Genomic DNA, 24267 nt, shown 5'->3' with positions numbered 1-24267 from the left:
CCCGGCAAAAGCCGAACCCTTGGGGTGATCTTTTGTTGGCGGGAGCCTGCTACATGAGCCTGTTTCGTGAAGTCGGCATGCACGCTGGCCTGGGCCGCACCGTTGCGCACATCGGCACCGAGCGTTTCTGGAAACAGCTGGTGCTGTTGTTGCGCCAATGCTTGCCCTTCGATAACGCGCTGGCGATCTTCTACCCCGTGGAAGGCCCGCCCCAGGCCCTGGAAGAATACGACGCCCAGCCGAGCAGCAAGCCGGCGTCGATGCTGGTGTACCTCAATGGCCTGTATTTGCTCGATCCGTTCTTCCAGGCCTGTCGCGAGGGTTATGCCAGCGGTGTGTATCGCCTTGAGGAAGTGGCGCCGGACCATTTTCGCCAGAGCGAATATTTCCTCAGTTACTTTCACGACAATGTGCTGGAAGACGAGGTGCAGTTGATCCTGCAATTGCCGGGCGCGGGGACGCTGTCGCTGTCACTGGGCATGCAGCGACGATTCAGCGTTGAGGAAACCGGGCTGATGACCACCCTGTCGGCCTGGGTGCTGCCCTTGATGCAGCAGCACTGGCAACAAAGCACCCGGCGCGCGCCAGCCATGGACAGCCAGATCAGGGATGCGCTGAGCCAATTCGGCTGCGGTGTGCTTTCGGACCGCGAACTGGAAATCGCCCGCCTGGTGCTGCGCGGGTTCTCCTCCAAGGCCATGGCCGAACGCCTGCATATCTCGCCGGACACGGTGAAGGTGCACCGCCGGCATCTGTACGCGAAGCTGGACATCTCGTCACAGCCGGAACTGTTTTCGTTGTTTATCCAGTCGTTGGGGCATGACCTGGAAAACCCGTGAAACCAAGGTTGTACTCAAACCAAATGTGGGAGGTCCCACAACCTCTTCGACGTAGCGCTGTCGCGCAGCAAATTGGGACCTCTGTGGCGAGCGGGCTTGTCCCGCGTTGGGGGGCGAAGCGCCCCTGATGAAGACGAATGCGGTGTATCAGGCACTCCTTTGCGTCTGGTTTTGGGGCCGCTGCGCAGCCCGACGCGGGACAAGCCCGCTCACCACAAGAATACGGACGCCTGAAATTGTTTATGCAAGACTCAGATTTCAGAGTGAAACTTTAACCCTTTAAAATCAGTAAGTTATTTTAATTTTAAAAATGGGGGGCTTGCCCTCCCCCCCACATCAGACTTCTTCAACGGCCCATACGAATGGTGTTCCACACCCGCGTGCGAATCCGGTCGATGTTCAGCGGCATCGCCTCCAGCGCGAATAACTTGCCCATCATTTCGTCGCTGGGGTAGATCTTGGTGTCCGCCTTGATCTCAGGGTCTACCAGGCTATCCGCTGCACTGTTGCCGTTGGCGTAGTGCACGGAGTTGGTGATGTCCGCCATCACCTGCGGCTCCAGCAGGTAGTTCATGAACGCGTAGCCGGCCTTTTCATCGGGGGCATCGGCGGGCATGGCCACCATGTCGAACCAGATTGCGGCGCCTTCCTTGGGGATCTGATAGCCGATCTTCACGCCATTCTTGGCTTCCTTGGCGCGGCTTTCGGCTTGCAGTACGTCGCCGGAGAAGCCGACCGCCACACAGATGTCGCCATTGGCCAGGTCGCCGGTGTATTTCGAGGAGTGGAAGTACGCTACATACGGCCGCACTTTCATCAGCAGTGCCTCGGCTTTTTTGTAGTCCTCGGGTTTTTTACTGTGGGGTGGCAGCCCCAGGTAGTTAAGGGCGATAGGCAGCAATTCCGGGCCGTTGTCGAGGATCGCCACCCCGCACTTACTGAGCTTTTCCATGTACTCGGGCTTGAAGATCAGGTCCCAGGAATCCACCGGTGCGTTATCACCCAGTACCGCCTTGACCTTGTCGATGTTGTAGCCGATGCCGGTACTGCCCCACAAGTACGGGAAACCATGGGCATTACCCGGGTCGTTGTTTTCCAGGGCCTTGAGCAGCACGGGGTTGAGGTTTTTCCAGTTGGGCAACTGGCGCTTGTCGAGTTTCTTCAAGGCGCCGCCCTGGATCTGCCGCGCCATGAAGTGGTTGGACGGGAACACCACGTCGTAGCCGGAGTTACCTGTCATCAGCTTGCCGTCGAGGGTTTCGTTGCTGTCATACACGTCGTAGCTGAAACCGATGCCGGTTTGTTTCTGGAAATTCTTCGTGGTGTCCGGCGCGATGTAGCTGGACCAGTTGTAGATCTTCACCGTTTCGGCGGCGTGGCTGATAGAGGCCACCAACATCACGGGCAACAGGGCAATGGCTTTCATGGTTCGATTTCCTGGCGGTTTTAGGGCTGTTTTTATGGCAGGCGATCAAGGATCAAAGCGTTACAAAATCAATACGTAGGTCTTGCGTACGGTTTCCTGGATATCCCAGATACCGGTGCTGTTGGCCGGCAACATCAGTGCGTCGCCGGCTTGTATGTGAACGATTTCGCCGTTGTCAGGGGTGAACGTGCAGCGGCCCTGGATAAAGTGGCAAAACTCCTGGGCTTTGATCTGCCGCCGCCAGCGACCTGGGGTGCAGGCCCAGATACCGGTTTCGACGCCGTCGCTGCGTTCAACGCTCAAGGTTGAGGCCACCGCGACCGGCTCGCCCAGGGGCACGGCCACCGGTGATGAGTCCGGCAGGTGGACGTTCAGCGTGTCTTTGAATTGAGTGATGCTCATGGGGTTTTCCCGTGTAAGTGAAACGACTTAGTGCATGAAACCTTCCATGAACCCGGCTATGCCGATCGCGAGCTTGCGGCGCCAAGGGGCGGTGTTGGGGTTGGCGAGCACTTGGTCTTCATGGACGAAACTGCGAATGATCGCGTTGTAGCCAAGCCAGCGGCACGGCTCCGGCTCCCAGGCCTTGAGCGCGTCCAATCCGCGCTCGCGGAGCACCCAGGGTTGGTGGATAAGCGGCGTGTCGCGACCGAGGATCAGGTCGGCCAAGGTGCGGCCGCCCAGGTTAGTGGCGCCGACGCCCTCCCCGCCGTAGCCACCGGCCAGGGCGATGCCGGTCCTGTGATCGCAGAGCATGTGCGGCCGGAAACGGCGCGACATACCGAGGTTGCCGCCCCAGGAATGGGTAATCCGCACCTTTTTCAGCTGTGGGAAGAGTTCGCCGAACAGGTAGCGACGTAGTGCCACTTCGCTGTCAGTCAAATCGAAGTTGTGGCGCAATTTACCGGCGAACTGGTAACCGCCTCGGGCTCCGAACACCAGGCGGTTATCCGCCGAGCGTTGGCCATAGGTGACCTGGCGGCTGCTTTCGCCAAAGGCCTGGCCGTGGCTCAGGCCGATTTCATCCCAGGTACTGGCGGGCAGTGGTTCGGTGGCAACGATCAGGCTTTGCACCGGCAACTGGTATCGGCCCAAGGGCGGCAAGGTATTCGCGTAACCCTCGACAGCCGGCACCACCCAGGCAGCGCGCACACTGGCTTTAGCGGTGCGTACAGTGCCGGACTGCCAATGGGTGACCGGACTGCTTTCATAAATGGGCACGCCCATGTTCTCCACCACCCGCGCAAGGCCGCGCACCAGCTTGGCCGGGTTGATCGTGGCGACATGGGGGGCATGGATACCGCCATAGGGCTTGGCGATGCGGATCTGTCCAGCCAACTGTTGCGGGCTCAGCCAGCGGTAATCGGCTTCGGTCAGGCCTTGGGCGTAGAGCGTGTCCAGGTAAGCGCGCAGGCTGCCTTCCTGCTCGGGGTAGCGCGCGGCGCAGTACAGCGCGCCGCCCTTGCGGTAGTCGCAGTCGATGCCTTCACGGGCCAGAACCTGGGCCACTTCGTCGGGAATGCCATGCAGCAGATCGAAGGAGGCGCGGCGCTGTTCAAGCGCAAGGCCGGCCAACAAGCGGTCTTCGCCCAGCAGATTGCCCATCAGCCAGCCGCCGTTGCGGCCCGATGCGCCGAAGCCAGCGGTTTGCGCCTCGATAATCGCAATCTTCAGCTCAGGCGCCTGGCGTTTCAGGTAGTAGGCGGTCCACAGTCCGGTGTAGCCGGCACCGATAATGGCCACGTCGACGTCCAGATCATGTTCGAGGGACGGCCGCGCCATCAGCGGGTCGTCCAACTGGTCCATCCATAAACTGATGTTGCGCCATGCTGGCATGCCAAGCTCCCCTACCACATTTCGATAGGGTTAATCCTAGAGCCCGGGGTTATTCGCTGTCTTGCGCGCGTGCACGCAGGGAAATGTGTTTGACGTAGGCCTTGGGTGACTGGCCGGTGTGCTGGCGAAAGGCGCTGTAGAACGCCGACAACGAATTGAAACCGGCGGCGAAGGCCAGGTCGTCGACCTTGATCGGTGGTTGCGCTTTATCCAGTGCGGCCAGTAGATGCTGGAGCCGCGCCTGGTTTACGTAGCGGTAGAAACTTTGCCCCAAGACCTGGTTGAGCAGGTAGGAAATCTGATTGCGGCTGTAGCCACACTCCTTGGCGACGCGCTGCAGGTCCAGCTCGGGATCCAGATAAGGCTGCCTGCGCTCGAAGTACTGCTGCAAGTCATTGGCCATATGCCCCAATTGCTGAGGCGACAGGCCCAGGCGGCTGACGCTGGGACGCGGGGTCTGGGAGGGCTGTTCATGCACCAATGACGCGTACTCATTGACGCGCCAGATCAACCCATCGCGGACGGTGATGGCTTCGCTGGTACGGAATGACACCAGCCCCTGACCGCCGCGCAAGGTGATGCGGTACTGGATGAACGCAGTGTCACCATCGGCGCGGATGCGGTCGGTATGTTCAATGGCCTCGTCGGCTTCGCGGGGCATGCTGGCTTGCAGGTACTCGCGCAGTTCGGCGTAACCGATCACACGGTTCTGGAAAAAATCGTGGTACTGGATGTCCGGGTGGTAGTAGGACATCACGCCCTCAAGGTCGCGACGACGCCAGCACAGGTGGTGGCGCAGCACCAGATCACGCGTGGCGTGGGTGTAATGGCAATCATCGTCTGGCGCGATGTCGGGCATGGAAGGCTCTGAGACGGGTAAACCTCGGAGATTGCCGAATTTTGCCCGCGCCGACAATGGCCAATTGGAACTTCTTACTAGTGGCGTTTTGCCCGTCCCTAAGCAGGAGCTGACCCACGTCAAGTGAATGGCTGACAACCGCCGAACGGGGCAGAAAAAGTCACCTTGTACTTGCGAACGAATGCTATTTTTAACTCCTCCGACGCCACGACCAGTGACGGTCCTGGCCCCCTGCCGCGAGCTAAAGGAAGCGCTCAATGAACAAGGTGGGCAACATGAATAAAGTGACGTTCCCGAACGCCTGCCAGCTGATGCGCTGGCATTTTCATCCGATGGGCTTCGAGGGCAGCATGGATGCGCCCGGCAGTATGGTCGCCCGCCTGTTCGACCGGGCCAGCGGCGAGACGCTGATTGCCATCGCCGGCATCCCCTGCGCCACCGTGATGAATGCTGCCGATGTGGAGCGAATTATCGAGGCGGTGGAGGATGAGTTGGAGTCGTTTGTGCCGCCGTTGTCGCTGAGGGCCTGACTCCGGCCCCGCCAACAGGAAAGAAGGTCAACTGTGGGAGGGGGCTTGCTCCCGATAGCGCTGGTTCAGTCACTGTAGGTGGTGACTGACTCCCTGCTATCGGGAGCAAGCCCCCTCCCACATTGGGATCGCATTTGTCCCCTACTAATGGCGCTGATCGTCGAAAAACGCTTTCTTGCCGTCAACCCGCTCCGAGGCCTTGGGCACATTCACCGCCTGGCCTTCGGGTTTTTCCACATACCAGTAGCAATGGCTCACGGCCCGGGTAATCCCGACGTAGGCCAGGCGCAGCACTTCGTCCTTTTGCGCAGTGTCATAAGGTTCGCTGTCCCCGTCCTTGCCCAGGCCCGCCATGCGATAGACCTGGTTCTTGTAGGGCGAACTGGTCACATGCTGGCAATCACCGAGCAGGAACACCGCATCCGCCTGCAGGCCCTTGGCGCTGTGGTACGTCAGCTGCTTCAACCTGCGCGCGGCTGCCGGCAAGCTAGAATCAACATTAACAATCGACTGAATATGCTCCTGAATCAGTAGCTTATCGCTACTTTTTCGATACAGCATTAATACCGAATCGCCCTTTTGATAGTGTTCCAGCAGTTGCCGCCCCAATGCCGCATCGTCCCGCTCCAGTACGGTGACCGGTACCAACGCTTTTGGCGTGCCACTGGCCTTGGCCTTTTTACCCGGGATGGCCGGTGCGGCGCGCACGATATGTTCCGCAGCGTCGATGATGTGCTGATGGCTGCGGTAGTTCTCGCTGAGCATGACGCGGGTAGTGCTCGGCGATGGGAATTCCTGGTTGAATTCCATGAAGTACTTGGGCGAACTGCCGCGCCAGCCGTAGATCGACTGCCAGTCATCGCCCACGCACAGCAAGGACGAACGTTGCGCACCACGGCCCACATGCATCGCCGGGCCACGGCTGCGGATTTCCCGCAGGCTGGCGCGTATCCACGAGACGATCTGGGGCGATACGTCCTGGAATTCGTCGATCATCAAGTGCGACATCGGCCGCAGCAGCTGATCGCTGAGGAGCTTGAGGTTTTCCGGGGTGTTTTCGCCGAACAGCGAAAACATGCGGTTATAGGTCATGATCGGCGGCGATTGGTCGAGCAGGTGGTCTTCCAGGGCCTTCCAGAAAATGCTCAGGGCTTCAAAGAAGAACCGGTCCGGGTCGTCCTTGGCGAAGCTCATCTGGCCGACAGCGGTCGGCACGTCCAGGCCGAGGTTCTCGATAAAGCCGGCTGCCATCACGAAACTGTCCAACAGCGGCGCCGAAGCCAGCTCGCCCTTGACCTTGTAATCAAAGCCGGGACCTGCGCTGGCATCCCCTGCGAGGCTGCTTAAAAGCCGCCTTGACGAATCATAGCTATCCAGCCATATCAAAGGCTTACGACAGAAAGCTTGAAATAAGGTGCGCTTTACCGCCCACTCTGCACGTACTGACAGCTTCGAATTCGGCCGGCTGATCTGGGGGTTTTCCCTGGCGTCAAAGCCCAGCACTACCCACGCATCCAGCTCCGGGATATAGCCGTGGCAGTGAAACTGCGCGCCATTGATTTCGAAGCGCTGGCGACTGGGCTCAATCCCCTTGATTGGCCAGGCGCCGGCACGAAACCACAGGTCTTCGATCACATCGCAGAGTTCTTCGTCGCGCTTGGCGGCCAGCTCGGTCACCGCTACGCGCTTCTGTACATCCGGATGATCACGCTCCAGTTCGCGCAGCTGCAGGCCGTGGCGTGCCAACGGTGCAATCAGTTCACGAAACCGTGCATGCCGCCCCTGCAACTGGTGGTAGCAGGCATTCATCTGCTGGCGCTGGGCGTCGCTGATGCGCAGGTCGAACGGGTTGCTGTCAGCGTCTTCGAAACCGGCGCTGAGGTTTTCGAAAGCCTGCAGGCGTTCAAAACCCGGCAGGCTGCGGACCATCGGCAGGATGCGCGAATGAAAGGTGCGCACCACCGCCTGGGCTTCTTTCATGCCAAGGGGTTGGCCCCACAGGCTGAGAATTTCCATGAGCTTGTTGATGAAGTCTTTGCGCGACTCGCGGGTGAAGGTCACCACGGTCATCGAGCTCAATTCGAAGCCCAGGTAATGGGTGAGCAGCAAAATACGCAGCACCAGCGAGGTGGATTTACCCGCGCCGGCACCGGCGATCACCGAGGTTGACGGCGTGTCGCTGAAGATCATCTTCCATTGCGCCGCGCTCGGCTGGGCATGGGCCGGTAACAACCGAGCCACATCAGCCTTGATGCGTTTCTTCACGTCGGCGGTCAAGGGCAGCCGCCAATCGTCGAACAGGCTGTCATCGACGCCGGGCGCGCGGTGCTCATCGGGACGGAAGTCGCGGATCAACAGGACTTGTCGACCTTCCTCGATGCCATCGGCCTTGCCCTCGCGATAGCCATACTCCACGCCGGCCTCGTGACCACTGCGAAAACCATCGGCCTGCCCGTGCAACCAGGAAAACCGATGCTGTGCGCGCAAACGCGTCAGGCCATGGCCAAACAGGCGTGCGGCAAGGCGTTTGAGCAGCGGCATTTCCGCCAATGGGCGCAGTTCGGGGGGCAGATCAGGCTTGTGTTGCGGCACGCGGACTCCTGCGATGAGCTGGGGTTTGACAAGTGCGCCATAGTCGCCGGAATCGACGCTCAGTTCCAGCCAATTGCTTTACGGTCATGCAGTTAGGCGATGAAGTGAAAGTCAAAGCGCCAGCAATCAATCTAATCCACCGATAGGAATCAGGCATTTTTTACGCTTTTTATCGATGATGAGCTCACGGATCATAGCGCCATCAACAGGAGACGATCATGCTTGAACTTCGACCTTTCAACGCCCTGGGCGGCGCCCACCACGGCTGGCTTGACGCCCATCACCACTTTTCATTTGCTGAATACCACGACCCCAAGCGCATGCATTGGGGCAACCTGCGGGTCTGGAACGACGACATCATTGCCCCCGGCACCGGCTTCCCGCAGCACGCCCATCGCGACATGGAGATCATTACCTACGTGCGTGAAGGCGCCATCAGCCACGCCGACAACCTGGGCAACAAGGGCCGCACCGAGGCCGGTGATGTGCAGGTGATGAGCGCAGGCACGGGGATCGCTCACAGCGAGTACAACCTGGAAGCCACGCCGACCAAGATCTTCCAGATCTGGATCATCCCGAACGAGGCCGGCCTGCCGCCCTCCTGGGGCGCCAAGCCGTTTCCGAAAGGTGATCGCGAGGGGTTTGTGACCCTGGCCAGTGGCAAGGCCGGTGACAGCGAGAGCCTGCGCATCCGCGCGGATGCCCGCCTGGTAGCGGCGAACCTGAAAGCCGGGGAAAGCGCGGAATACCGCTTGGACAGCGGGCGTCGGGCTTACCTGGTGCCGGCGACGGGGGTGATTGAAGTCAATGGCGTGCGTGCGCAAGCTCGAGACGGGGTGGCGATTGAGGATGAGCAGGTGTTGCGGGTGACGGCGGTTGAAGACAGCGAGATCGTGTTGGTCGACCTCGCCTGATCCAACGCTTTGGCCCAATAAAATGTGGGAGGGGGCACCCCTCCCACATTGGGGTTGCGGTGTTACTGGGAGATGGCGCCGTCTACCAGCACCTGCGCCTCTTCCACCAGCTGCTTGAGGTGGTCCTCGCCAATGAAGCTCTCGGCGTAGATTTTGTAGATGTCCTCGGTGCCCGACGGCCGCGCGGCGAACCAGCCGTTTTCGGTCATCACCTTCAACCCGCCGATCGCCTGGTTATTGCCCGGCGCATGGCTGAGGATCTGCTGGATGCTTTCGCCGGCCAGTTGCGTGGAGGTCACCTGCTCTGGCGACAGCTTGCCCAACAGCGCTTTCTGCGCCGGGGTAGCCTTGGCGTCGACACGAATGGCGAACGGCTCGCCCAAGGCATCGGTGAGGCCACGGTAGATCTGGCTCGGGTCCTGGCCTTTGCGCGAGGTCATTTCCGCCGCCAGCAATGCCGGGATCAGGCCGTCCTTGTCGGTGCTCCACACCGTGCCGTCCTTACGCAGGAACGAGGCACCCGCGCTTTCTTCCCCGCCAAAGCCCAATGATCCGTCGAACAGGCCATCGGCGAACCACTTGAACCCCACCGGCACCTCGTACAGGCGACGGCCAATCCGTGCGGCCACGCGATCGATCAGGCCGCTGCTGACCACGGTCTTGCCCACGGCCGCATCGGCGCGCCAGTCAGGACGGTTCTGAAACAGATAGTCGATGGACACCGCCAAGTAGTTATTCGGCGCGAGCAGGCCGCCGGACGGAGTGACGATGCCATGACGGTCGTGATCCGGGTCGCAGGCGAACGCTACGTCGAAGCGCTCCTTGAGACCGATCAGGCCCTGCATGGCGTAGCTGGAGGACGGGTCCATGCGGATCTGGCCGTCCCAGTCGACGCTCATGAAGCGGAACGTGGCATCGACTTCGGTGTTCACCACCTCCAGGTTCAGGCGGTAGTGCTCGGCAATCGCCGACCAGTAGCGCACCCCTGCTCCGCCCAGCGGGTCCACGCCCAGGCGCAGGTCGGCGCTGCGGATGGCGTCCATGTCGATCACGTTGATCAGGTCGGCCACGTAGCTGTTGAGGTAGTCATGGCGATGGGTGGTGTCGGCCTTGAGCGCCTGTGCATGGGTGATGCGCTTGACCCCGGCCAGTTTATTGGCCAGCAACTCGTTGGCCTTGGCTTCGATCCACTTGGTGACGTGGGTATCGGCCGGGCCACCGTTGGGCGGGTTGTACTTGTAGCCGCCACTTTGCGGCGGGTTGTGGGATGGCGTGATAACGATGCCGTCGGCCAGGCCGCTGGTACGGCCACGGTTGTAGCAGATGATGGCGTGGGAAATTGCCGGGGTTGGTGTGTACTCATCGCCTTCGGCCAGCATCACATGCACACCATTAGCGGCCAGCACTTCCAGAGCGCTGGCACCGGCCGGGGTCGACAGCGCATGGGTATCCAGGCCAACGAACAGCGGGCCATTGATGCCTTGGGCTTCGCGATACAGGCAGATGGCCTGGCTGATGGCAAGCACATGCCATTCGTTGAAGCTCAGTTCGAACGAACTGCCACGGTGCCCGGAGGTACCAAAGGCTACGCGCTGGGTGGAGATCGCTGCATCAGGCTGGCCGGTGTAATAGGCCGTGACCAGTCGCGGGATATCCACCAGCAACTGGGCCGGCGCCGGTTTGCCCGCAAAAGGACTGATTGTCATGCATAAACCTCGGATAGAAGGATTCGGAAAAATGGCAGTTTACTGAGAGTTGGACTACTGCGCGACGGTATCGATCCTACATCGTTAAGAGAAACTTCAACCAGTCTGTGCCTGGCGCAATGCGTCGCTCAATGCTTCCAGGGCAATATCCAGATTGGGTTGCCCGTGAAAGGTGTGACTCACGCGCAGGTTCTGTTGGTGCAACCCACTAACACTGAACAGTTCACCGGGGGCGATCACCACCTGCCGTGCCAGCAGGCGCTGAAATGCCTGGCGCATGTCCACCGCACGGGTGGAGGCCAGCCAGAACGCGGCACCGGCGGACGGCATCCGATAAGTCACCTGGTCGCCCAAATACTGCTCCAGGCGCTGGCTCATGTGCCCCGCCTGCTCGCCCAAGCGTTGGCGCAGTGTGCGCAGGTGCTGGTCAATCCGCCTGCTTTGGTACAAACGGGCAATCGCGCGCTGACGGATCGACGATAAACGGAATGAGCGCAGCAGGAATTGGCGCTGCAACTCATTGCTCATGCGCCGGCACAGCACGTAGCCGTAGGGGGCTTCCGAGCCGAGCACTTTCTCGAACGAAGAAAACACGATCAGCCGCTCAGGGTTCACCAGTTCGCGCAATGCCGTGTGGGGGGCTTCGAAACCCAGCTCACCAAAGGTGTCGTTTTCTAGCAACCAGCAACCGGACTGACCCAGCAGGTGTGCCACGTCGAGACGCTCGTCGATCGACATGGCCACCCCGCTGGGCAGGCTGACGGAAGACGAGAGCAACACCAGATGCACCGGCTCATCGCGCAACAGCGTCCCCAGCGCGGTTCTATCCAGGCGGCCCTCCGGCGTCCAGGGCAACTCGATGATGCGCACCCCGGCGTCCTGCAACAGGCGCAGGATCAGCCAGTCGCAGGGCGATTCGACAATCACGGTTGTACCCCGCAGGCCCAGTACTTCGATCAGGATATCCAGCACGCCGCGCAGGTCGGCACCGATATACACATCGTCGGCATGCCAGCAGCGTGTGGGCGACGAGGTATAGCGCGCGGCCAGCGCCGCGCGTAACTCCCACACACCACAAGGCTGGGACCAGGGTTGCAAATGCGACGGGTACTGGCGCACCAGTTCCCGCTCCAGCCGCAGCAGTGTTTCATCCAGGGCGCCCAGCAATGCCGGATCGTCGCCACTGAGTACCACCATGCCGGGGCGCCGTGCCGCTGCGTAGAGGCGGTCAAGCAGATCCCCGCCGGCCCACGCCAGCGGGTTTGCCGACATCGGCCAGGCGTAATAGCCGGATTTGGCCACCGAGTAGACTCTGCCCTCCTTCTCCAGCAGCGCATAGGCGTACTGGATCGTCGAAATCGACACGTTCAGGCGCCCGGCCAACTGCCGTAACGACGGCAGTTTTACCCGAGTGTCAGTACTGACCTCGTTGATCAGACTGATCATGTAGCGATAGACCGCCTGATACGCGAAATCCGCCTGACGCTCGTCGCGCAGCGTCATTGCCCGAACAATGGCACGGCCTGCGCGGCGCGATGCATGCCGTTCTCACTGGCCAGCGGCCGTTTGCGGTACAAGTGCTGCAACAAGGGCATCGGTAAACCGCTGGTGTCCGTTACCCACTGCTGCAGCATTTCGGCGGAACCGTTGCCTTGGAGGACTTTGTGCAACTCAGGCAACGCCACCAGCATGCCCGGATGACATTGGCGCAAATAACCTTCCAATCGCTCTCCGTGATGAAGAAACGGTGAAAACAGCAGGCAGGTCAGTTGGGTCTCATCCAAACCGAAGAACTCCTGGGCGTAGGCACTCCATAACATGCGCCCTTCGCGAGTCCCGGCCTGAATGAGCAAATCGTCGGGCATACGCAGACGGCGCATGTACGCGGCGGCCTGCTGAACAAAACCTTCGACGCCTTCTTCATAATCCAGCTCACGCAGGCATTCGGCCTGTAACCCACGCAGATGAGCCATCAGCAACGGATTGGAATAGGTCGGATGGCTGAAGTGAAAGCCCAGTGGATCGGGAACGTAAGCCATGAACTCGGTCAGCAGAGTGGTTGACGCGATGTCGACATCGTCCAGCAGGTCGGCGATGCCGATGTAAGCCAAGTGACGATGCCCCACCGTACTGGGATTATCACTGGCCGTGTAATGCTCACCGAACACATCACGGTAATAACCGGTGCTCCACTCGTCCATGCGCGCGAACAACGCGTTGAGCGATAGTGGATGGCCCTTGGTAACGCGGATGCCTGCGCCCTGGGCGGTTTTCTTGAGCCAGGCAAGAAACTGACTTTGCTTACGCGGCGAGTCACCACTGACCAGCGCGTGGACGCCGCCATTGCAAGTGGTGACACGCTGGTAAAAATCGCCGACGGCCAGGTAAGTGTCGTTGCACAGTGTGGCGCGGCAGTCTCCGGCGCTCACATGGCCCACCATCAACATATTGCGCTGGCTGATCTGTCGCCCGATCGCTGAGGCCGGGCGCTGGTGATTGAAGGGTTGTACTTCCTGATTTTCCACCATCAACAACTCGACGCGCGGATCATCGTGGAGAAACAGCCGGCCGTAGCCGCGATTCAGGGTATCGAGCTGCCCCTCAGTCATGCCCGCGTGCCGTAACGTCGCGACCCTCAGTTGAAAGGTGCGTGGCGCGCGACCGGCAATGGTCAGTTGGGCAGCTCGGAGCAGCGCCAGGGTATAGCTGCTGACTTCACCGCCACCGTGAGCCACCAGTACCTTGAAATCCCCTACCTGCTCCATCCCGCCTGCCGCGACAATGATTCGCTGGACCAGTAACTGGAGAGCGGTTCGTCCCGCGCGAGTGAAGTGCCCGATCAGACGTTGCAGAACTTGCTGGTAAACATGATTCATAGCCTGTTCGTGAATAGTGCTCATAGTTCTACTACCTGAGTTGAAATATCAGTTTCAAGCAACTGCTGACAGTGTTTGCTTGGCCTATTTTGCGTGTAGGAAAATCGCGCCCCGTATTGTGCGTCGATGTTCAGACACTAGCACCGCGCAACAAAACGACATGAATTGCCGGTGAGCATTTCTCACCCGCACAAGCGCACAACCCAATGAAAATAATGGAAAAATCCTTTTAAAAAGCTAGCCTTAGGACTCTTCCGACAAGCTCCTACGCTTTTTTAACCAGCCTTTTAAAGAAGTGTCCGACAATAGGCTCAAACAACTTTTCCATTTGCATGGTCGGTACGCTTTATGAAAGTACCTGTCTTGCTGAGCACACATGCGTGCCGCGTCGATAGTTCGGATAACTATCTGCAGTCGAGTCACAGATTCAATCATTGCTCAATCCTTGAGATGAAAGTGAAGGCGCAATTATCAGTGCTGGAATAATGATTAATAGATACAGAAGCGGGCCGAAAACCAGTTCAGATGAGCAACCGATGTCGCGTAAAAGGCGCACATGCAACGACGCCGCGCTGGAATTCAGGGCGGCGTCAGGGAGAAAGGGCCGGATTTGTGGGCTAAAGCGCCAGGTCGGCAGCTTCTGGAGCGGGCGGGTTAAGCCCTGTCAAATGGCGCATTTGCCCCATTCACTCAGGCGTCGGAGCACTCATTTACGAATATTCCTACAGCTCAAACAGCCGCAACCTGCAAAGCAACCCGCTCGCGGCACGGGCATTCGTCCATATAACGGTGGGCTTCGACAAACTGATTGAACGGAAACACCGTGGTTTTAAGGGGAACGAGCACACGATCGGCGGTCAGTTGGTTGATGTCACGCAACGCGCGCTGCAACGCTACCTGATCCTGGATGATGCCCAGCTCCGGTTTGCCGGTGAAGTTGCCGATACAGTGCACAAAGAACTGAATGTTCTTCTGGAACGCCGCGCACGCCGGGAACGGTGTCTGGTTACCGCCCTGCAAGCCATACAGCACCAGGCTGCCACGGGGCGCCAGTACATCACCGAGCAACGACATCTGCGGGCCACCCAAGCCATCGAACACCACATCGACGCCGCGGTTCTCGGTGAACTTGTTGATTTGCATCAGCAGGTCCTGTTCCTCGGTGACGATGACTTTTTCTGCGCCAAGAGAAAGCAGGTACTCGCGCTCTGCGCTGTCCTTGGTGGCAGCAATCACCCGCACGCCCAGGGCCTTGCCCAGTTGCACAAACGAAGGGCCGGCGCAGTGGCTGGCGTCGGTCACCAGGGCAAACTGCCCGGGCTTGACCCGTGCCAGGTCCACATACGCAAAGTAGGCAATCAGCAGCGGCGTGTAGTGCACGCTGGCTTCGATGGGGCTCAAGACGTCCGGATAGCGGGTCAGGGCCGAACGGGGCAGGACGATCTGTTCGCCATACACCGGGTAATCATTAGGGCTCTCGGCCGGAAAACTGGCCACTTTATCGCCCACTGCCAAGTCATCCACGCCGTCGCCCAAGGCTACGACCACCCCGGCCATCTCATGGCCAAGGCCGGATGGAAGACGTGCGTGGGAAGACGCCAGGTTCTGGCGCCACAAAATGTCATACCAGCTGATGCCAATCGCCTCGACACGCACCTGCACTTCGCCCGGTGCGGGCTGCGCGGCTACATGCTCTTCGCACTTGAGCACCTCGGCCGGACCAAACTTGTGAAAACGGATCGTGCGGGACATCGCAAACCTCGTCAAAGTAACCTCTATTGCCATGAACTCTATCTGGGCTTTCCGGCTAAGACCACCGGTCGCCGTTAATAGTCGACATGTCTGTCATTGATTCCGCATCTGAGGAATAGACCTCAAGTATGGTAGGAAAACTCAATTAGCCGGTGCAGAGTACCAGCCTTTCCCCGTAAGATTCATACCGGTCACGCGTCTGAATGGACCCTCAGGGCTCTTGTATGACCGTTCTCGTCAAGTAAAGCTGACTCTTCCAGGATACAAGATGAACCGTAACGACCTGCGTCGTGTCGACCTTAACCTCTTGATCGTATTCGAAACCTTGATGCATGAGCGCAGTGTGACCCGTGCCGCCGAGAAATTGTTCCTTGGCCAGCCAGCCATCAGCGCCGCGTTGTCGCGCCTGCGTGGGCTGTTCGATGACCCGCTGTTCGTGCGCACCGGCCGCAGCATGGAGCCCTCGGCCCGCGCCGTGGAAATCTTCGCCCTGCTCTCCCCGGCCCTGGACTCGATTTCCACCGCCGTCAGCCGCGCCGCCGAGTTCGACCCGGCCACCAGCACCGCGGTGTTCCGCATCGGCCTGTCCGACGACGTCGAATTCGCCCTGCTGCCCCAACTGCTCAAACGTCTGCGCGCCGAAGCGCCCGGCATCGTACTGGTGGTGCGCCGCGTCAATTACATCCTGATGCCCGGCCTGCTCGCTTCCGGCGAAATCTCCATCGGCGTCAGCTACACCGCCGACCTGCCGGCCAACGCCAAGCGCAAAGTACTGCGCCGCAGCCTGCCGAAACTGCTGCGCGCCGACAGCGTGCCGGGCTCCCTGAGCCTGGACGACTTCTGCGCCCGTCCCCATGCCCTGGTGTCGTTCGCCGGCGACTTGAGCGGGTTCATTGATGAAGAGTTGGAGAAACTCGACCGCAAGCGCCATGTGGTGCTGGCGGTACCACAGTTCAACGGGCTGGGCACCCTGCTCTCGGGCACCGACATTGTCGCCATCGTGCCGGACTACGCGGCCGAGGCACTGACCGCTGCGGGTGGTTTGCGCGCGGAAGAACCGCCGTTGCCGGTGCGCTCGTTCGAGCTGCATATGGCTTGGCGAGGGTCGCAGGACAATGATCCGGGAGAGCGGTGGTTGCGATCGCGGATTCAGATGTTTTTTGGGGATCCTGAGAGTCTCTAGGTTTCGCCGGGCGAGCTGTTCATCTGATCATTTCTGCCTTTCCACAAACCATGGAGCTCCATTCACTTCCAGTGGATTGCTACATTGGGGGCACATCTGAGGGCATGCTTTGGATGGTTTGAAAAGGATGCCCCCAGCCCGACCCGCAAAAAGCCTCTCTCGAAATCACTCTCGCCCAAGCCAAAGAGTAGCGTCCATCCACGCCCCCGCCGTCACCAACTCTTCCAGGGTTTCCAACAGAATTTTTTCCCAGCTCAAGGCCAGCCGACTGCTCCTGCGATCCTTGAGCGTGGTCAACGAGACCGTGGAGCGAATGCCCGGTCGTTCAATCGCGTGACCCACCAGGCCCCCCATGGCTACATCCTCCTGGACTGCGGCATGCGCCAGGATCGAGTAGCCCATGCCTTCGGCGACCATCCGTTTGGTCAGACTGACACTGTCCACGTCGAATATCACATTCAAATGAAATCCGCTCTGTGCCGCCACTTGTTCAATCAGCCGGCGGTTGCTGTGAGGCAGACCGGGAAGGATCAATGGAAAATCCGCCAGCCCCATGATGCGCACCGATTTCGGCGTCTCCCCAGGCGGTCCGACCAGCACCATGCGTTTACTGAAAATCGGCCGCACATCAAAGGCCTCAAGCAGTAGCTGGTTGTACACCACGGCGACCTGGATCCGACCGTCCAGTAACCACTCCTGCAGCGACGTGCTCAAGCCTTCCGATACATGCAATGAGGCCTTGGGCCAACGCTCGTGAAAACGCCGGATCAATTGCGGGGCTCTGCCACTACACGCGACCTAACATCGCCCTGAAGCTGAATGACATCAGTTTTGTCCTCCGCTCAGGCGCGCTTCAAAACAACGGCGGCGCCTACTGCTGAAGAAACCTTCGGCCCCTTGGTGCCGCTGTTTCGTTTCTCCAGCGAAAATGAAGGCGCGCGCACTGGGTATCGCTGAGGCTCAGCAGGCCTTCGATGCCTCGCCCAAGCGGTGGTAAGCACGGTTGAAATACACTAGGCCTTCGTCCGCGCCGCTTTGGCGAATGGTCTGGACCTCACAGTAGAAAATACTGTGGGAGCCCACTTCATGGACCTGCACGATCCGGCAGTCGAAATTCACCAGCGCTTGCAGCATCACGGGCGCACCGCTTTCAAGCGTGGTCCAGCCTGTGACGGCAAAGCGCTCATCCATACTCAACGTGCGGTCGGCAAAGGCACCGGATAAATGCTGATGATCGCCGCACAGGGTGTTTACGCACACTGTGCCGTTACGCTTGAAATGCTCGTTGGAATGAGAGGAACGGTTCATGCATACCAACAGGGTCGGCGGTGAATCAGTCACGCTGCACACCGCCGAGGCGGTAAAGCCGAACCGGCCTGCCACGCCATCAGTGGTGATGACCGACACGGCACCGCCCAGCATGGCCATTGCATTGCGAAAGCTGCCTACGTCTACCATTGTCGTTCCCCTTAGATATCCAGCACGAGTTTTTTAGATTTGGCTCGTGAACAGCACACTAGAATTTGATCATTGCCGGCCTTCTCATCGTCCGTCAGGTACACATCACGATGATCCGGCTCGCCTTCGAGCACATCGCACAGGCAGGTACCGCACACACCCTGCTCGCAGGAAATCTCGATCTTGATCCCGACCTGCGCCAGTGCGGCGAGAATGCTCTGCCCTTCTGCCACCTGCACGGTCTTGCCGCTGCGGGCCGCTACCACTTCGAAGCTGCCCCCCGAGCTGTCCACTTCCACTTGGAAATATTCCTTGTGGATGTGCGCTTCGGTGTAGCCCTGGTCGCGGGCGCCCTGAATCACCCAATCCATGAAGCCGGCGGGACCGCAGGTGTACATGTGCACGCCGGTCTTGCCCTCGCCCAGCACCTTGGCCAGGTCGAGCTTCTGTTCGGCCCCTTCATCGTCGAAGTGGGTAAACACCTGCGCGGCAAACGGTGCGTCGGCCAGTTCCGCCAAGAACGCACTGCGTCCGCGCTCACGGCCGCAGTAATGCAGTTCGAAGGGCTGGCCGGCCGCGTGCAGCGCGTAGGCCATGGCGATCATCGGGGTCACGCCGATCCCGCCACCCAGCAGCACCGAACGCCGCGCCTGCGGTGCAAGCGCGAACAGATTGCGCGGTACGCTGATCTGCACCTCGCAGCCTTCGAGCAGGGTGTCATGCACCCCGACCGAACCGCCGCGCGATGCCGGATCCTTGAGCACACCCAGGCGGTACAGGCTCGGATCCGCAGGGTTGCCGCACAACGAGTACTGGCGCACCAGCCCCGGGGCAATATGGATATCCACATGCGCGCCGGCGTCGAACGCGGGCAACGGTGCGCCGTCGCGACGGGTCAGGTCCAGGACGACAACGCCGTCCCCTTGCAGCTCGCGCTTGCGCACGACTACGTCCAACAGTTCTTCAGTCATGGCCGTTATTCCATGGAGTTCGCAAAGGCCGCCGTGGCGGCCGCTATCAGTCAGCGCATGAACAAGCCGCCATTCACATCCCACGTCGCCCCGGTAGTGAAATAGGCGTCGGGCCGGGCCAACTGCACAATTAGGTCACCGAGAAAATCTGCATCTCCCAGGCGCTGCACCGGGATATTGGCGAGCAGTCCCGGCAGGCGTTCGACCGGTATGGCTGCGCGCACCGCCGCCGACTCGATAGGGCCAGGGGCAATGGCATTGACCGTCACCCCGCGGGCGGCAAACTCCTTGGCGAAGATCTTGGTCAGCGTCACGATGCCGCCCTTGCTCGCGGCATAGTGTGCGCCGGTCGCAGTACCGCCGTTCTGGCCGGCCAGGGACGCCATGTTGATGATCCGCCCATAGCCGGTTTCGGCCATGTACGCGCCCAGCACCTGGCAGCCGAGGAAGACGCTGCGCAGGTTCAGGCCCACGACAGCGTCGAATTCCTCGGGGCTGATCTGCATCAGCGGCGTGGTCTTGGTGACGGCAGCGTTATTGACCACCACGTTCAGCGCGCCGAAGCGCGCCAGCACCTGGTCCAGGCCCGCTTCGAAATCGGCTTTGCTCCCGGCGTCCAGTTGCAGCGCAAGCGTGCGCTCGCCGCCCGGGTCCAACTGGTGGGCGCACGCCTGTGCGGCTTCAAGGTTGAGGTCGGTGATCGCCACCGAGTACCCGGCCCGCAGGAGGCTGGCGCAGAAATGCTGCCCCAGCCCCTGCCCCGCACCCGTCACCAATGCAATATGGCTCATGTCGGCGCGCCTCAAAGGATGTAGCCGATACCGGCAAGGGCATCGTCACTGTTGATCAGGCTGACCACTTTGCGCTGGATCTTGAAACCACCCTCGCTGCGGATCAGTTGGTAGGTAAGGTCGGCGCTGTAGAACTTCAGGTTTTCCTTGCGGAACTCACGGATGTTCTGCGCGCAGCGCACAGTCACCTGCACGCCGTCATCGACCAACACCCGGAACCGCGACTGCATGCGCACCGTTCGCGGTTGCGGGCTGGTGGAGATCGATTCGCCGCCGGTCAGGCGCTGCACCCGCAGTTCACGCATATGATGGTCGTCGTAGGCGTAGTTGAGGGTGTTCTCGAAGTCGGTTTCCTTGGGGTCGATGGGAATGATGTAGGTGCCCTTCTCGGTCCACATCTTCAACCAGCCGTCGTATTCTCCGTGGTCGAGCATGTCGCCTTCCTGCCAGATGAAAGCGGTCACTTCTTGCAGTAATTGCAGGTTCATAAGGTTCTCCACGGATCAGGCCGACATCATCTTTTTCCACTGCTGATAGGCGGCGCGCATACCGGTTTCGGCACTCACGTCGGATACCAGCCCGTCTGCGCTGGCCTGCTCGCCGGGCAAGCCGCGGTTGAGCATGATCCATAGATCTTCACCAGCGTTGGCGCCCTTCTGTACCCGCTCCCAGGCCTCGGAATCGTCCGGAGTGCCGAAGCCCATCGGCCCCTGGAAGTGCTCATGCAGGCGCAGTCGATAGCGGTTGGCCACGGCCGGCCCGCCGTCCATGGTGATCACCGAGTGGTGGATTTCGGTCTCGGTCACCGAGATCGGCTGCAGCACCCGGAAAAACGCCATCGAGCATGCAACGTTGGGGAACAGGTTGAGGTTGAAGCCGGTGCCGCCGACCGCACGCACGATCCGGCGCACCTGCTGCTCCTCGATGCCCTCGTCACGCAGCTCGGCGGCCAGCTCTTCGAAGCGCTCGGGAATCGGCTTGTCCAGGTCGGCTTCGAGGTCGATCAAGTCGGGAATCATCACCATCACGCTGTGGCCGTTGCCCAGGTCCTCGACGTAGCCAGGTCCTTTGACGAAGTCGAACAGCGCCAGGGTCTGCTCATCCACCGACGACAGAAAACTCTTGTGCACCAACGGGAAGTGGTAGGCGTCGGTGGTGTTTTCCAGCTGGATCTTCCAGTTGCCGGGGAAGCGAAAACGGTGCTCGCCCGGCACCTTGATGCCATAACCGGCGCCCTGCTTCATGAACAGGTCCATCCATTTTTTCGCCGCACCGAGGTAGTCTTCCAGCGGCTCGATGTCGTCCTTGAAGGTGGCGAAGATCATGCCGGCGTAGCTTTCGGTACGCAGGCTGACCAGCGGCAGCTCGGCCTTGTCGATGCAGTCGCCGTAGCTTTCCGGGTGTGGGATGCCACGCAGTGAGCCGTCGAGCGCGTAGCCCCAGCCGTGGTAAGGGCAGACGAAGCTGTTGGTCTTGCCTTTTTTGTGTTCGCACACAGTGGCGCCACGGTGGCGACAACGGTTGAGCAGCACGTGCACGTCTTTCTTGCGGTCACGCACCACGATCACCGGCTGCTTGCCGATATAGGTGGTCTTGTAGCTGCCGTTGTCGGGGATCTCGCTTTCGTGGGCGACCCAGATCCAGGTGCTATAGAAAATCTTCTCCAGCTCGGCGTCGAACAGTTGCGCATCGGTATACATCGAGGTGTGGACGCGATCGGCCTGTACCCGTTCAGCGGGGTCGACGGCGAGGTTTACAGCGGGAATCAGCTTGCTCATGGAAGTATCCTCGTCGGCATCAAGTACGCTGAATGATCAGCTCGCGCCCAACCCGGGCTTCAACCTTGGTGTAGCGCCACAGCTTGTAAGGGCCATCGCCCACCGGGGTGCTACGAAACAGGTTGCACGCGGCATGCACGGTCTCGATATCCGGCACGTCGGCCAACAGGTAGGTGGTCCAGGGGAAGCCATCGGACGGCCCGACCATGCTCTGGTCGTCATCCATATTGCCCAGCACCTTGACCCCGGCCAGGTCGTGGATACCGTTCCACATTGCACTGAACGCTGCCCACACCTGCAATTGTTCATCGCGCGGGGCATCGAAAAAATTCTGGTTGATGCCCATGCAGAACAGCACGCGCAAGGTCTTTTTATCGCTCATTTCATTTCCTCGACGGTTAGAGGTAGCCAGGCAAAGGCTGTTTGCCGAAGAACATGGCTCCGGCATTTTGATAGGTGATGTCGCCCATGAAAGCGTGCTGGGTCACCACCTGGGCGTCGTTGACGCAGCGTGCCAGCGGGCTGTCGTTGTACACACCGCTCATGCCCGAGAGCATCTGCGCGGTGCGCGCCACATCGGCAGCGACGCGGGTGGCATGGGTCGACGACAGGCGCAGTAGGTTGGTTGCGGCCACCGGCACCGCATCGCCGGCCAGTACGTAGTTCCAGGCGCGGTCGATGGACTCGTAGAAAAACGCCCGCGCGGCTCGCAGCTCGGCTTCTGCCCGGGCAATATCGACCTGGGCCAGGGGCCGGTCGGCAATCGCCGGGGCGCCGGTGACCGAGACGCGCCCGCTGGCCATGTCCGAAAGGGCATCCAGTGCCGCGCGGGCGACGCCAAGGCCGACGACCGACAGCACTTGGGTGGCGAACGACAGCGACGGGTAACGAAAGAACGGCTCGTCCAGGTTCGGCAGGCCGCCGCGCACGAAGGTCCACTCCTCGCAGACCCGCACGTTTTCCACCACCAAGTCATGGCTGCCGGTGCCGAGCAGGCCGACGGTGTCCCAGGTTTCGTCGATGCGGATCTCACTGCGCGGCATCACTGCAATGCGTGGCAGGCCGAAGGTGTCGCCGTTCTTCGGGGCGATACCGACGCCGACAATGTCGGAGCCCAGGGAGCCGCTGGAGTATTTCCAACGACCATTGACCACAAAGCCGCCTTCGACCACTTCCGCCGGTTGCGGCGGAAAGATGCCACCGGCGAATACCCGGTCAGGACCATCGGCATACACCTTGGCGATGCTGTCCAGCGGCAGTGCGGCAAGGTAAACCGGGCTCATGCCGAAGCTGGCAACCCAGCCGGCAGAACCATCGGCCTGGGCAATACGCTCGATCAACTGGCAGAACTCGGCCGGCGAACACTCCAGGCCACCGAAGCGCTTGGGCACCAGCGCCCGATAAATGCCGTGCTGTTTGAAGGACTCGATCACATCCCGCGAGATGTGGCGCTGGCGGTCGAATTCACCGGCCCTGGCACGCTCACGCACATCGACAAGCAAGGCGTCGAAGGTCGGGCCACTGGCAAGCGAGCTCACGGTATCGACCGCTGGTTTTTTTAGCGAATGCATACATTTACTCCGTTGTCAGGAACGGTATTGGGCTGAGCAGGAAGGCAGTGTCGAGCTGGGACGGGAGACGGAACGGGGGCGATGGATCGGCATAGTGGTTACCTTTGTTTTTGTGGGTGCCGTTGGGGTGAATCTGAGCTCGATTACGTGAATTGTCAATTGATTTATCGCGATTAAAAACAACACTAATCACGTAATAATTCAGTGACAAATCCAGAATAAAAATATCTAACTACCTGTTTTAATTAGTTTAAATGCGTTTAGATATGTCTTTATGCTTTGAGGGTAATTCAAAAAATTATTGTGCGATTATCGGAAAACATGCTGTTTTTTCGTAACGCTTTCAGCGCAATGGTGAGAACGGCGCCGGCAGGTAAACCGTGGAATGCATCTGCTTGAGCTGCGGCGCCGAATCTTCAGGTGGCCAGGCGCCGTCGACCACGGCGCGAGTACGTACTTCAAGGCGCTGCTCCAGCGAGCTGTAGGGCCAGATATGCAGATAACGCGGAATCTGCCCGCTGGTGGCATAGAACGCGGCGTATACCCGGGAATAATCCGTCCTGGTGCGACGCTCTATGGACTTGCACCAACCGCGCAACGTCGGTGCCAGCCCGCTGGGTACCAGGTTGTATTCGCGCAATTCGTAGAACGGGCCGTGAGCCCCTGGAGGCAGCGGCTCTACGAAGGCGAAGGCGCTGTAATCGTCCACCTGCTGGTCAAGCAGAAATTCGCCAATCGCAAACCCATCGGCCGCCAGTAGATACCGTTCGCGAGCGCCGCCATCGTCGAACCCGCGCAGGACCGCGATGCGATTCTGCTGGCCGATTTCCGACACCCAGCAGCCCATCAAATGCACGCCCTCGCCCGCTTCGCGCAAGCTCCGCTCCAGACGCGGCAAGGCTTGAGGCACGGTGCGAACACGCAGGGTAAAGGTCAACAATTCGAACAGTTTCAAGGCAATCTCCAGGGACTACGCGCACGGCGCGACCGCCCTTGTCGGGCAGTCGCGGGAGCGTGCAAAACGAGGGGGGGGGGGGGGGGGGGGGGGGGGGGGGGGGGGGGGGGGGGCGGGCGGGGGGGGGGGGGGGGGGCGGGGGGGGGGGGGGGGGCCCCCCAGCGGGGCGCGGCCGTTCGGGCGGCCCCCCCCCCCCCCAGGGGGGGGGTTAGGGGGGGGGGTGGTTGGGG

The 24267-nt window shown here is 60.4% G+C and carries 21 protein-coding genes and 1 pseudogene; 4 read left to right on the top strand and 18 right to left on the bottom strand.

Features of this window, described 5'->3' with window-relative positions; translation table 11 throughout:
- Positions 1 to 53 precede the first annotated feature (53 nt).
- On the top strand, positions 54 to 839 hold the full coding sequence (locus HDC32_RS01585) for a LuxR C-terminal-related transcriptional regulator (RefSeq protein ID WP_184742185.1): 786 nt from the start codon (positions 54 to 56) through the stop codon (positions 837 to 839).
- 346 nt (positions 840 to 1185) lie between these two features.
- On the opposite strand, the gene HDC32_RS01580 is transcribed toward HDC32_RS01585, so the two are convergent.
- Genes HDC32_RS01580 through HDC32_RS01565 form a run of 4 tightly spaced genes read right to left on the bottom strand, consistent with a single transcriptional unit; the run spans position 1186 to position 4960 of the window.
- Positions 1186 to 2265: a polyamine ABC transporter substrate-binding protein gene (locus HDC32_RS01580; protein ID WP_131696384.1), complete on the bottom strand. Its 1080-nt coding sequence runs from the start codon at positions 2263 to 2265 to the stop codon at positions 1186 to 1188.
- 60 nt (positions 2266 to 2325) lie between these two features.
- Positions 2326 to 2667, bottom strand: a complete 342-nt coding sequence (locus tag HDC32_RS01575) for a cupin domain-containing protein (RefSeq protein WP_184742183.1) — start codon at positions 2665 to 2667, stop codon at positions 2326 to 2328.
- Positions 2668 to 2694: 27 nt separating this feature from the next.
- Positions 2695 to 4101 carry an FAD-binding oxidoreductase gene (locus tag HDC32_RS01570; RefSeq protein ID WP_131696386.1) on the bottom strand — a complete coding sequence of 469 codons (1407 nt, stop codon included), beginning with the start codon at positions 4099 to 4101 and terminating at the stop codon, positions 2695 to 2697.
- A gap of 49 nt (positions 4102 to 4150) precedes the next feature.
- The gene (locus tag HDC32_RS01565; protein ID WP_184742181.1) at positions 4151 to 4960 is read right to left on the bottom strand and encodes an AraC family transcriptional regulator; all 810 of its coding nucleotides are present in this window, start codon (positions 4958 to 4960) and stop codon (positions 4151 to 4153) included.
- 257 nt (positions 4961 to 5217) lie between these two features.
- Here HDC32_RS01565 and HDC32_RS01560 point away from each other — a divergent pair, with 257 nt between their 5' ends.
- A complete protein-coding gene (locus HDC32_RS01560) occupies positions 5218 to 5490 on the top strand; it encodes a DUF1652 domain-containing protein (RefSeq protein WP_027605770.1) in 273 nt (90 codons plus the stop codon).
- Between the two features lie 144 nt (positions 5491 to 5634).
- Here the strand turns inward: HDC32_RS01560 and HDC32_RS01555 are convergent, their stop codons facing one another.
- Positions 5635 to 8082: a UvrD-helicase domain-containing protein gene (locus tag HDC32_RS01555; RefSeq protein ID WP_184742179.1), complete on the bottom strand. Its 2448-nt coding sequence runs from the start codon at positions 8080 to 8082 to the stop codon at positions 5635 to 5637.
- Between the two features lie 218 nt (positions 8083 to 8300).
- Between HDC32_RS01555 and HDC32_RS01550 the strand changes: the two genes are divergently transcribed.
- Entirely contained in the window at positions 8301 to 8996 is a 696-nt protein-coding gene (locus HDC32_RS01550; RefSeq protein ID WP_131696389.1) for a pirin family protein, read from the top strand.
- Positions 8997 to 9058: 62 nt separating this feature from the next.
- On the opposite strand, the gene pgm is transcribed toward HDC32_RS01550, so the two are convergent.
- The 4 genes from pgm to HDC32_RS01530 form a co-directional block, all read right to left on the bottom strand.
- Complete coding sequence (gene pgm, locus HDC32_RS01545; RefSeq protein WP_145338131.1) at positions 9059 to 10702, bottom strand: phosphoglucomutase (alpha-D-glucose-1,6-bisphosphate-dependent); 1644 nt, start codon at positions 10700 to 10702, stop codon at positions 9059 to 9061.
- A 96-nt stretch (positions 10703 to 10798) separates the two neighbouring features.
- Entirely contained in the window at positions 10799 to 12205 is a 1407-nt protein-coding gene (locus tag HDC32_RS01540) for a PLP-dependent aminotransferase family protein (RefSeq protein ID WP_184742177.1), read from the bottom strand.
- On the bottom strand, positions 12202 to 13602 hold the full coding sequence (locus HDC32_RS01535; RefSeq protein ID WP_184742175.1) for a hypothetical protein: 1401 nt from the start codon (positions 13600 to 13602) through the stop codon (positions 12202 to 12204). Before HDC32_RS01535 ends, HDC32_RS01540 begins: the two co-directional genes overlap by 4 nt.
- A 705-nt stretch (positions 13603 to 14307) precedes the next feature.
- The gene (locus HDC32_RS01530) at positions 14308 to 15330 is read right to left on the bottom strand and encodes a zinc-dependent alcohol dehydrogenase family protein (protein WP_131696393.1); all 1023 of its coding nucleotides are present in this window, start codon (positions 15328 to 15330) and stop codon (positions 14308 to 14310) included.
- A 268-nt stretch (positions 15331 to 15598) separates the two neighbouring features.
- Between HDC32_RS01530 and HDC32_RS01525 the strand changes: the two genes are divergently transcribed.
- Positions 15599 to 16513, top strand: a complete 915-nt coding sequence (locus tag HDC32_RS01525; RefSeq protein WP_120448544.1) for a LysR substrate-binding domain-containing protein — start codon at positions 15599 to 15601, stop codon at positions 16511 to 16513.
- A 165-nt stretch (positions 16514 to 16678) separates the two neighbouring features.
- Here HDC32_RS01525 and HDC32_RS01520 read toward each other — a convergent pair.
- The 9 genes and pseudogenes from HDC32_RS01520 to HDC32_RS01480 all read right to left on the bottom strand — a co-directional run.
- Positions 16679 to 17293: pseudogene (locus HDC32_RS01520) on the bottom strand (LysR substrate-binding domain-containing protein); the annotation flags it as partial.
- A gap of 180 nt (positions 17294 to 17473) precedes the next feature.
- Entirely contained in the window at positions 17474 to 17971 is a 498-nt protein-coding gene (locus HDC32_RS01515; RefSeq protein WP_065930110.1) for a flavin reductase, read from the bottom strand.
- Between the two features lie 11 nt (positions 17972 to 17982).
- Positions 17983 to 18942 carry a PDR/VanB family oxidoreductase gene (locus tag HDC32_RS01510; RefSeq protein WP_099491986.1) on the bottom strand — a complete coding sequence of 320 codons (960 nt, stop codon included), beginning with the start codon at positions 18940 to 18942 and terminating at the stop codon, positions 17983 to 17985.
- Positions 18943 to 18992: 50 nt separating this feature from the next.
- The gene (locus HDC32_RS01505; protein ID WP_167655338.1) at positions 18993 to 19733 is read right to left on the bottom strand and encodes an SDR family NAD(P)-dependent oxidoreductase; all 741 of its coding nucleotides are present in this window, start codon (positions 19731 to 19733) and stop codon (positions 18993 to 18995) included.
- Positions 19734 to 19744: 11 nt separating this feature from the next.
- The gene (locus HDC32_RS01500; protein WP_145338142.1) at positions 19745 to 20221 is read right to left on the bottom strand and encodes an aromatic-ring-hydroxylating dioxygenase subunit beta; all 477 of its coding nucleotides are present in this window, start codon (positions 20219 to 20221) and stop codon (positions 19745 to 19747) included.
- Between the two features lie 15 nt (positions 20222 to 20236).
- Positions 20237 to 21511, bottom strand: coding sequence for an aromatic ring-hydroxylating oxygenase subunit alpha (locus tag HDC32_RS01495; protein ID WP_099491983.1), 1275 nt, complete (start codon positions 21509 to 21511; stop codon positions 20237 to 20239).
- A gap of 19 nt (positions 21512 to 21530) precedes the next feature.
- Positions 21531 to 21893, bottom strand: coding sequence for a hypothetical protein (locus tag HDC32_RS01490; RefSeq protein WP_017528258.1), 363 nt, complete (start codon positions 21891 to 21893; stop codon positions 21531 to 21533).
- A 16-nt stretch (positions 21894 to 21909) separates the two neighbouring features.
- On the bottom strand, positions 21910 to 23082 hold the full coding sequence (iacA, locus tag HDC32_RS01485) for an indole-3-acetate monooxygenase (RefSeq protein WP_167655337.1): 1173 nt from the start codon (positions 23080 to 23082) through the stop codon (positions 21910 to 21912).
- Positions 23083 to 23425: 343 nt separating this feature from the next.
- Positions 23426 to 24037 carry an NIPSNAP family protein gene (locus tag HDC32_RS01480; protein WP_184742173.1) on the bottom strand — a complete coding sequence of 204 codons (612 nt, stop codon included), beginning with the start codon at positions 24035 to 24037 and terminating at the stop codon, positions 23426 to 23428.
- Positions 24038 to 24267: the final 230 nt, after the last annotated feature.

Origin of the sequence: Pseudomonas sp. JAI120 (genome assembly GCF_014207255.1) — a bacterium.
GTDB lineage: Bacteria > Pseudomonadota > Gammaproteobacteria > Pseudomonadales > Pseudomonadaceae > Aquipseudomonas.
Note: the sequence above shows the minus strand (reverse complement) of the source record. Positions and strands in the feature narration are given on the sequence as shown.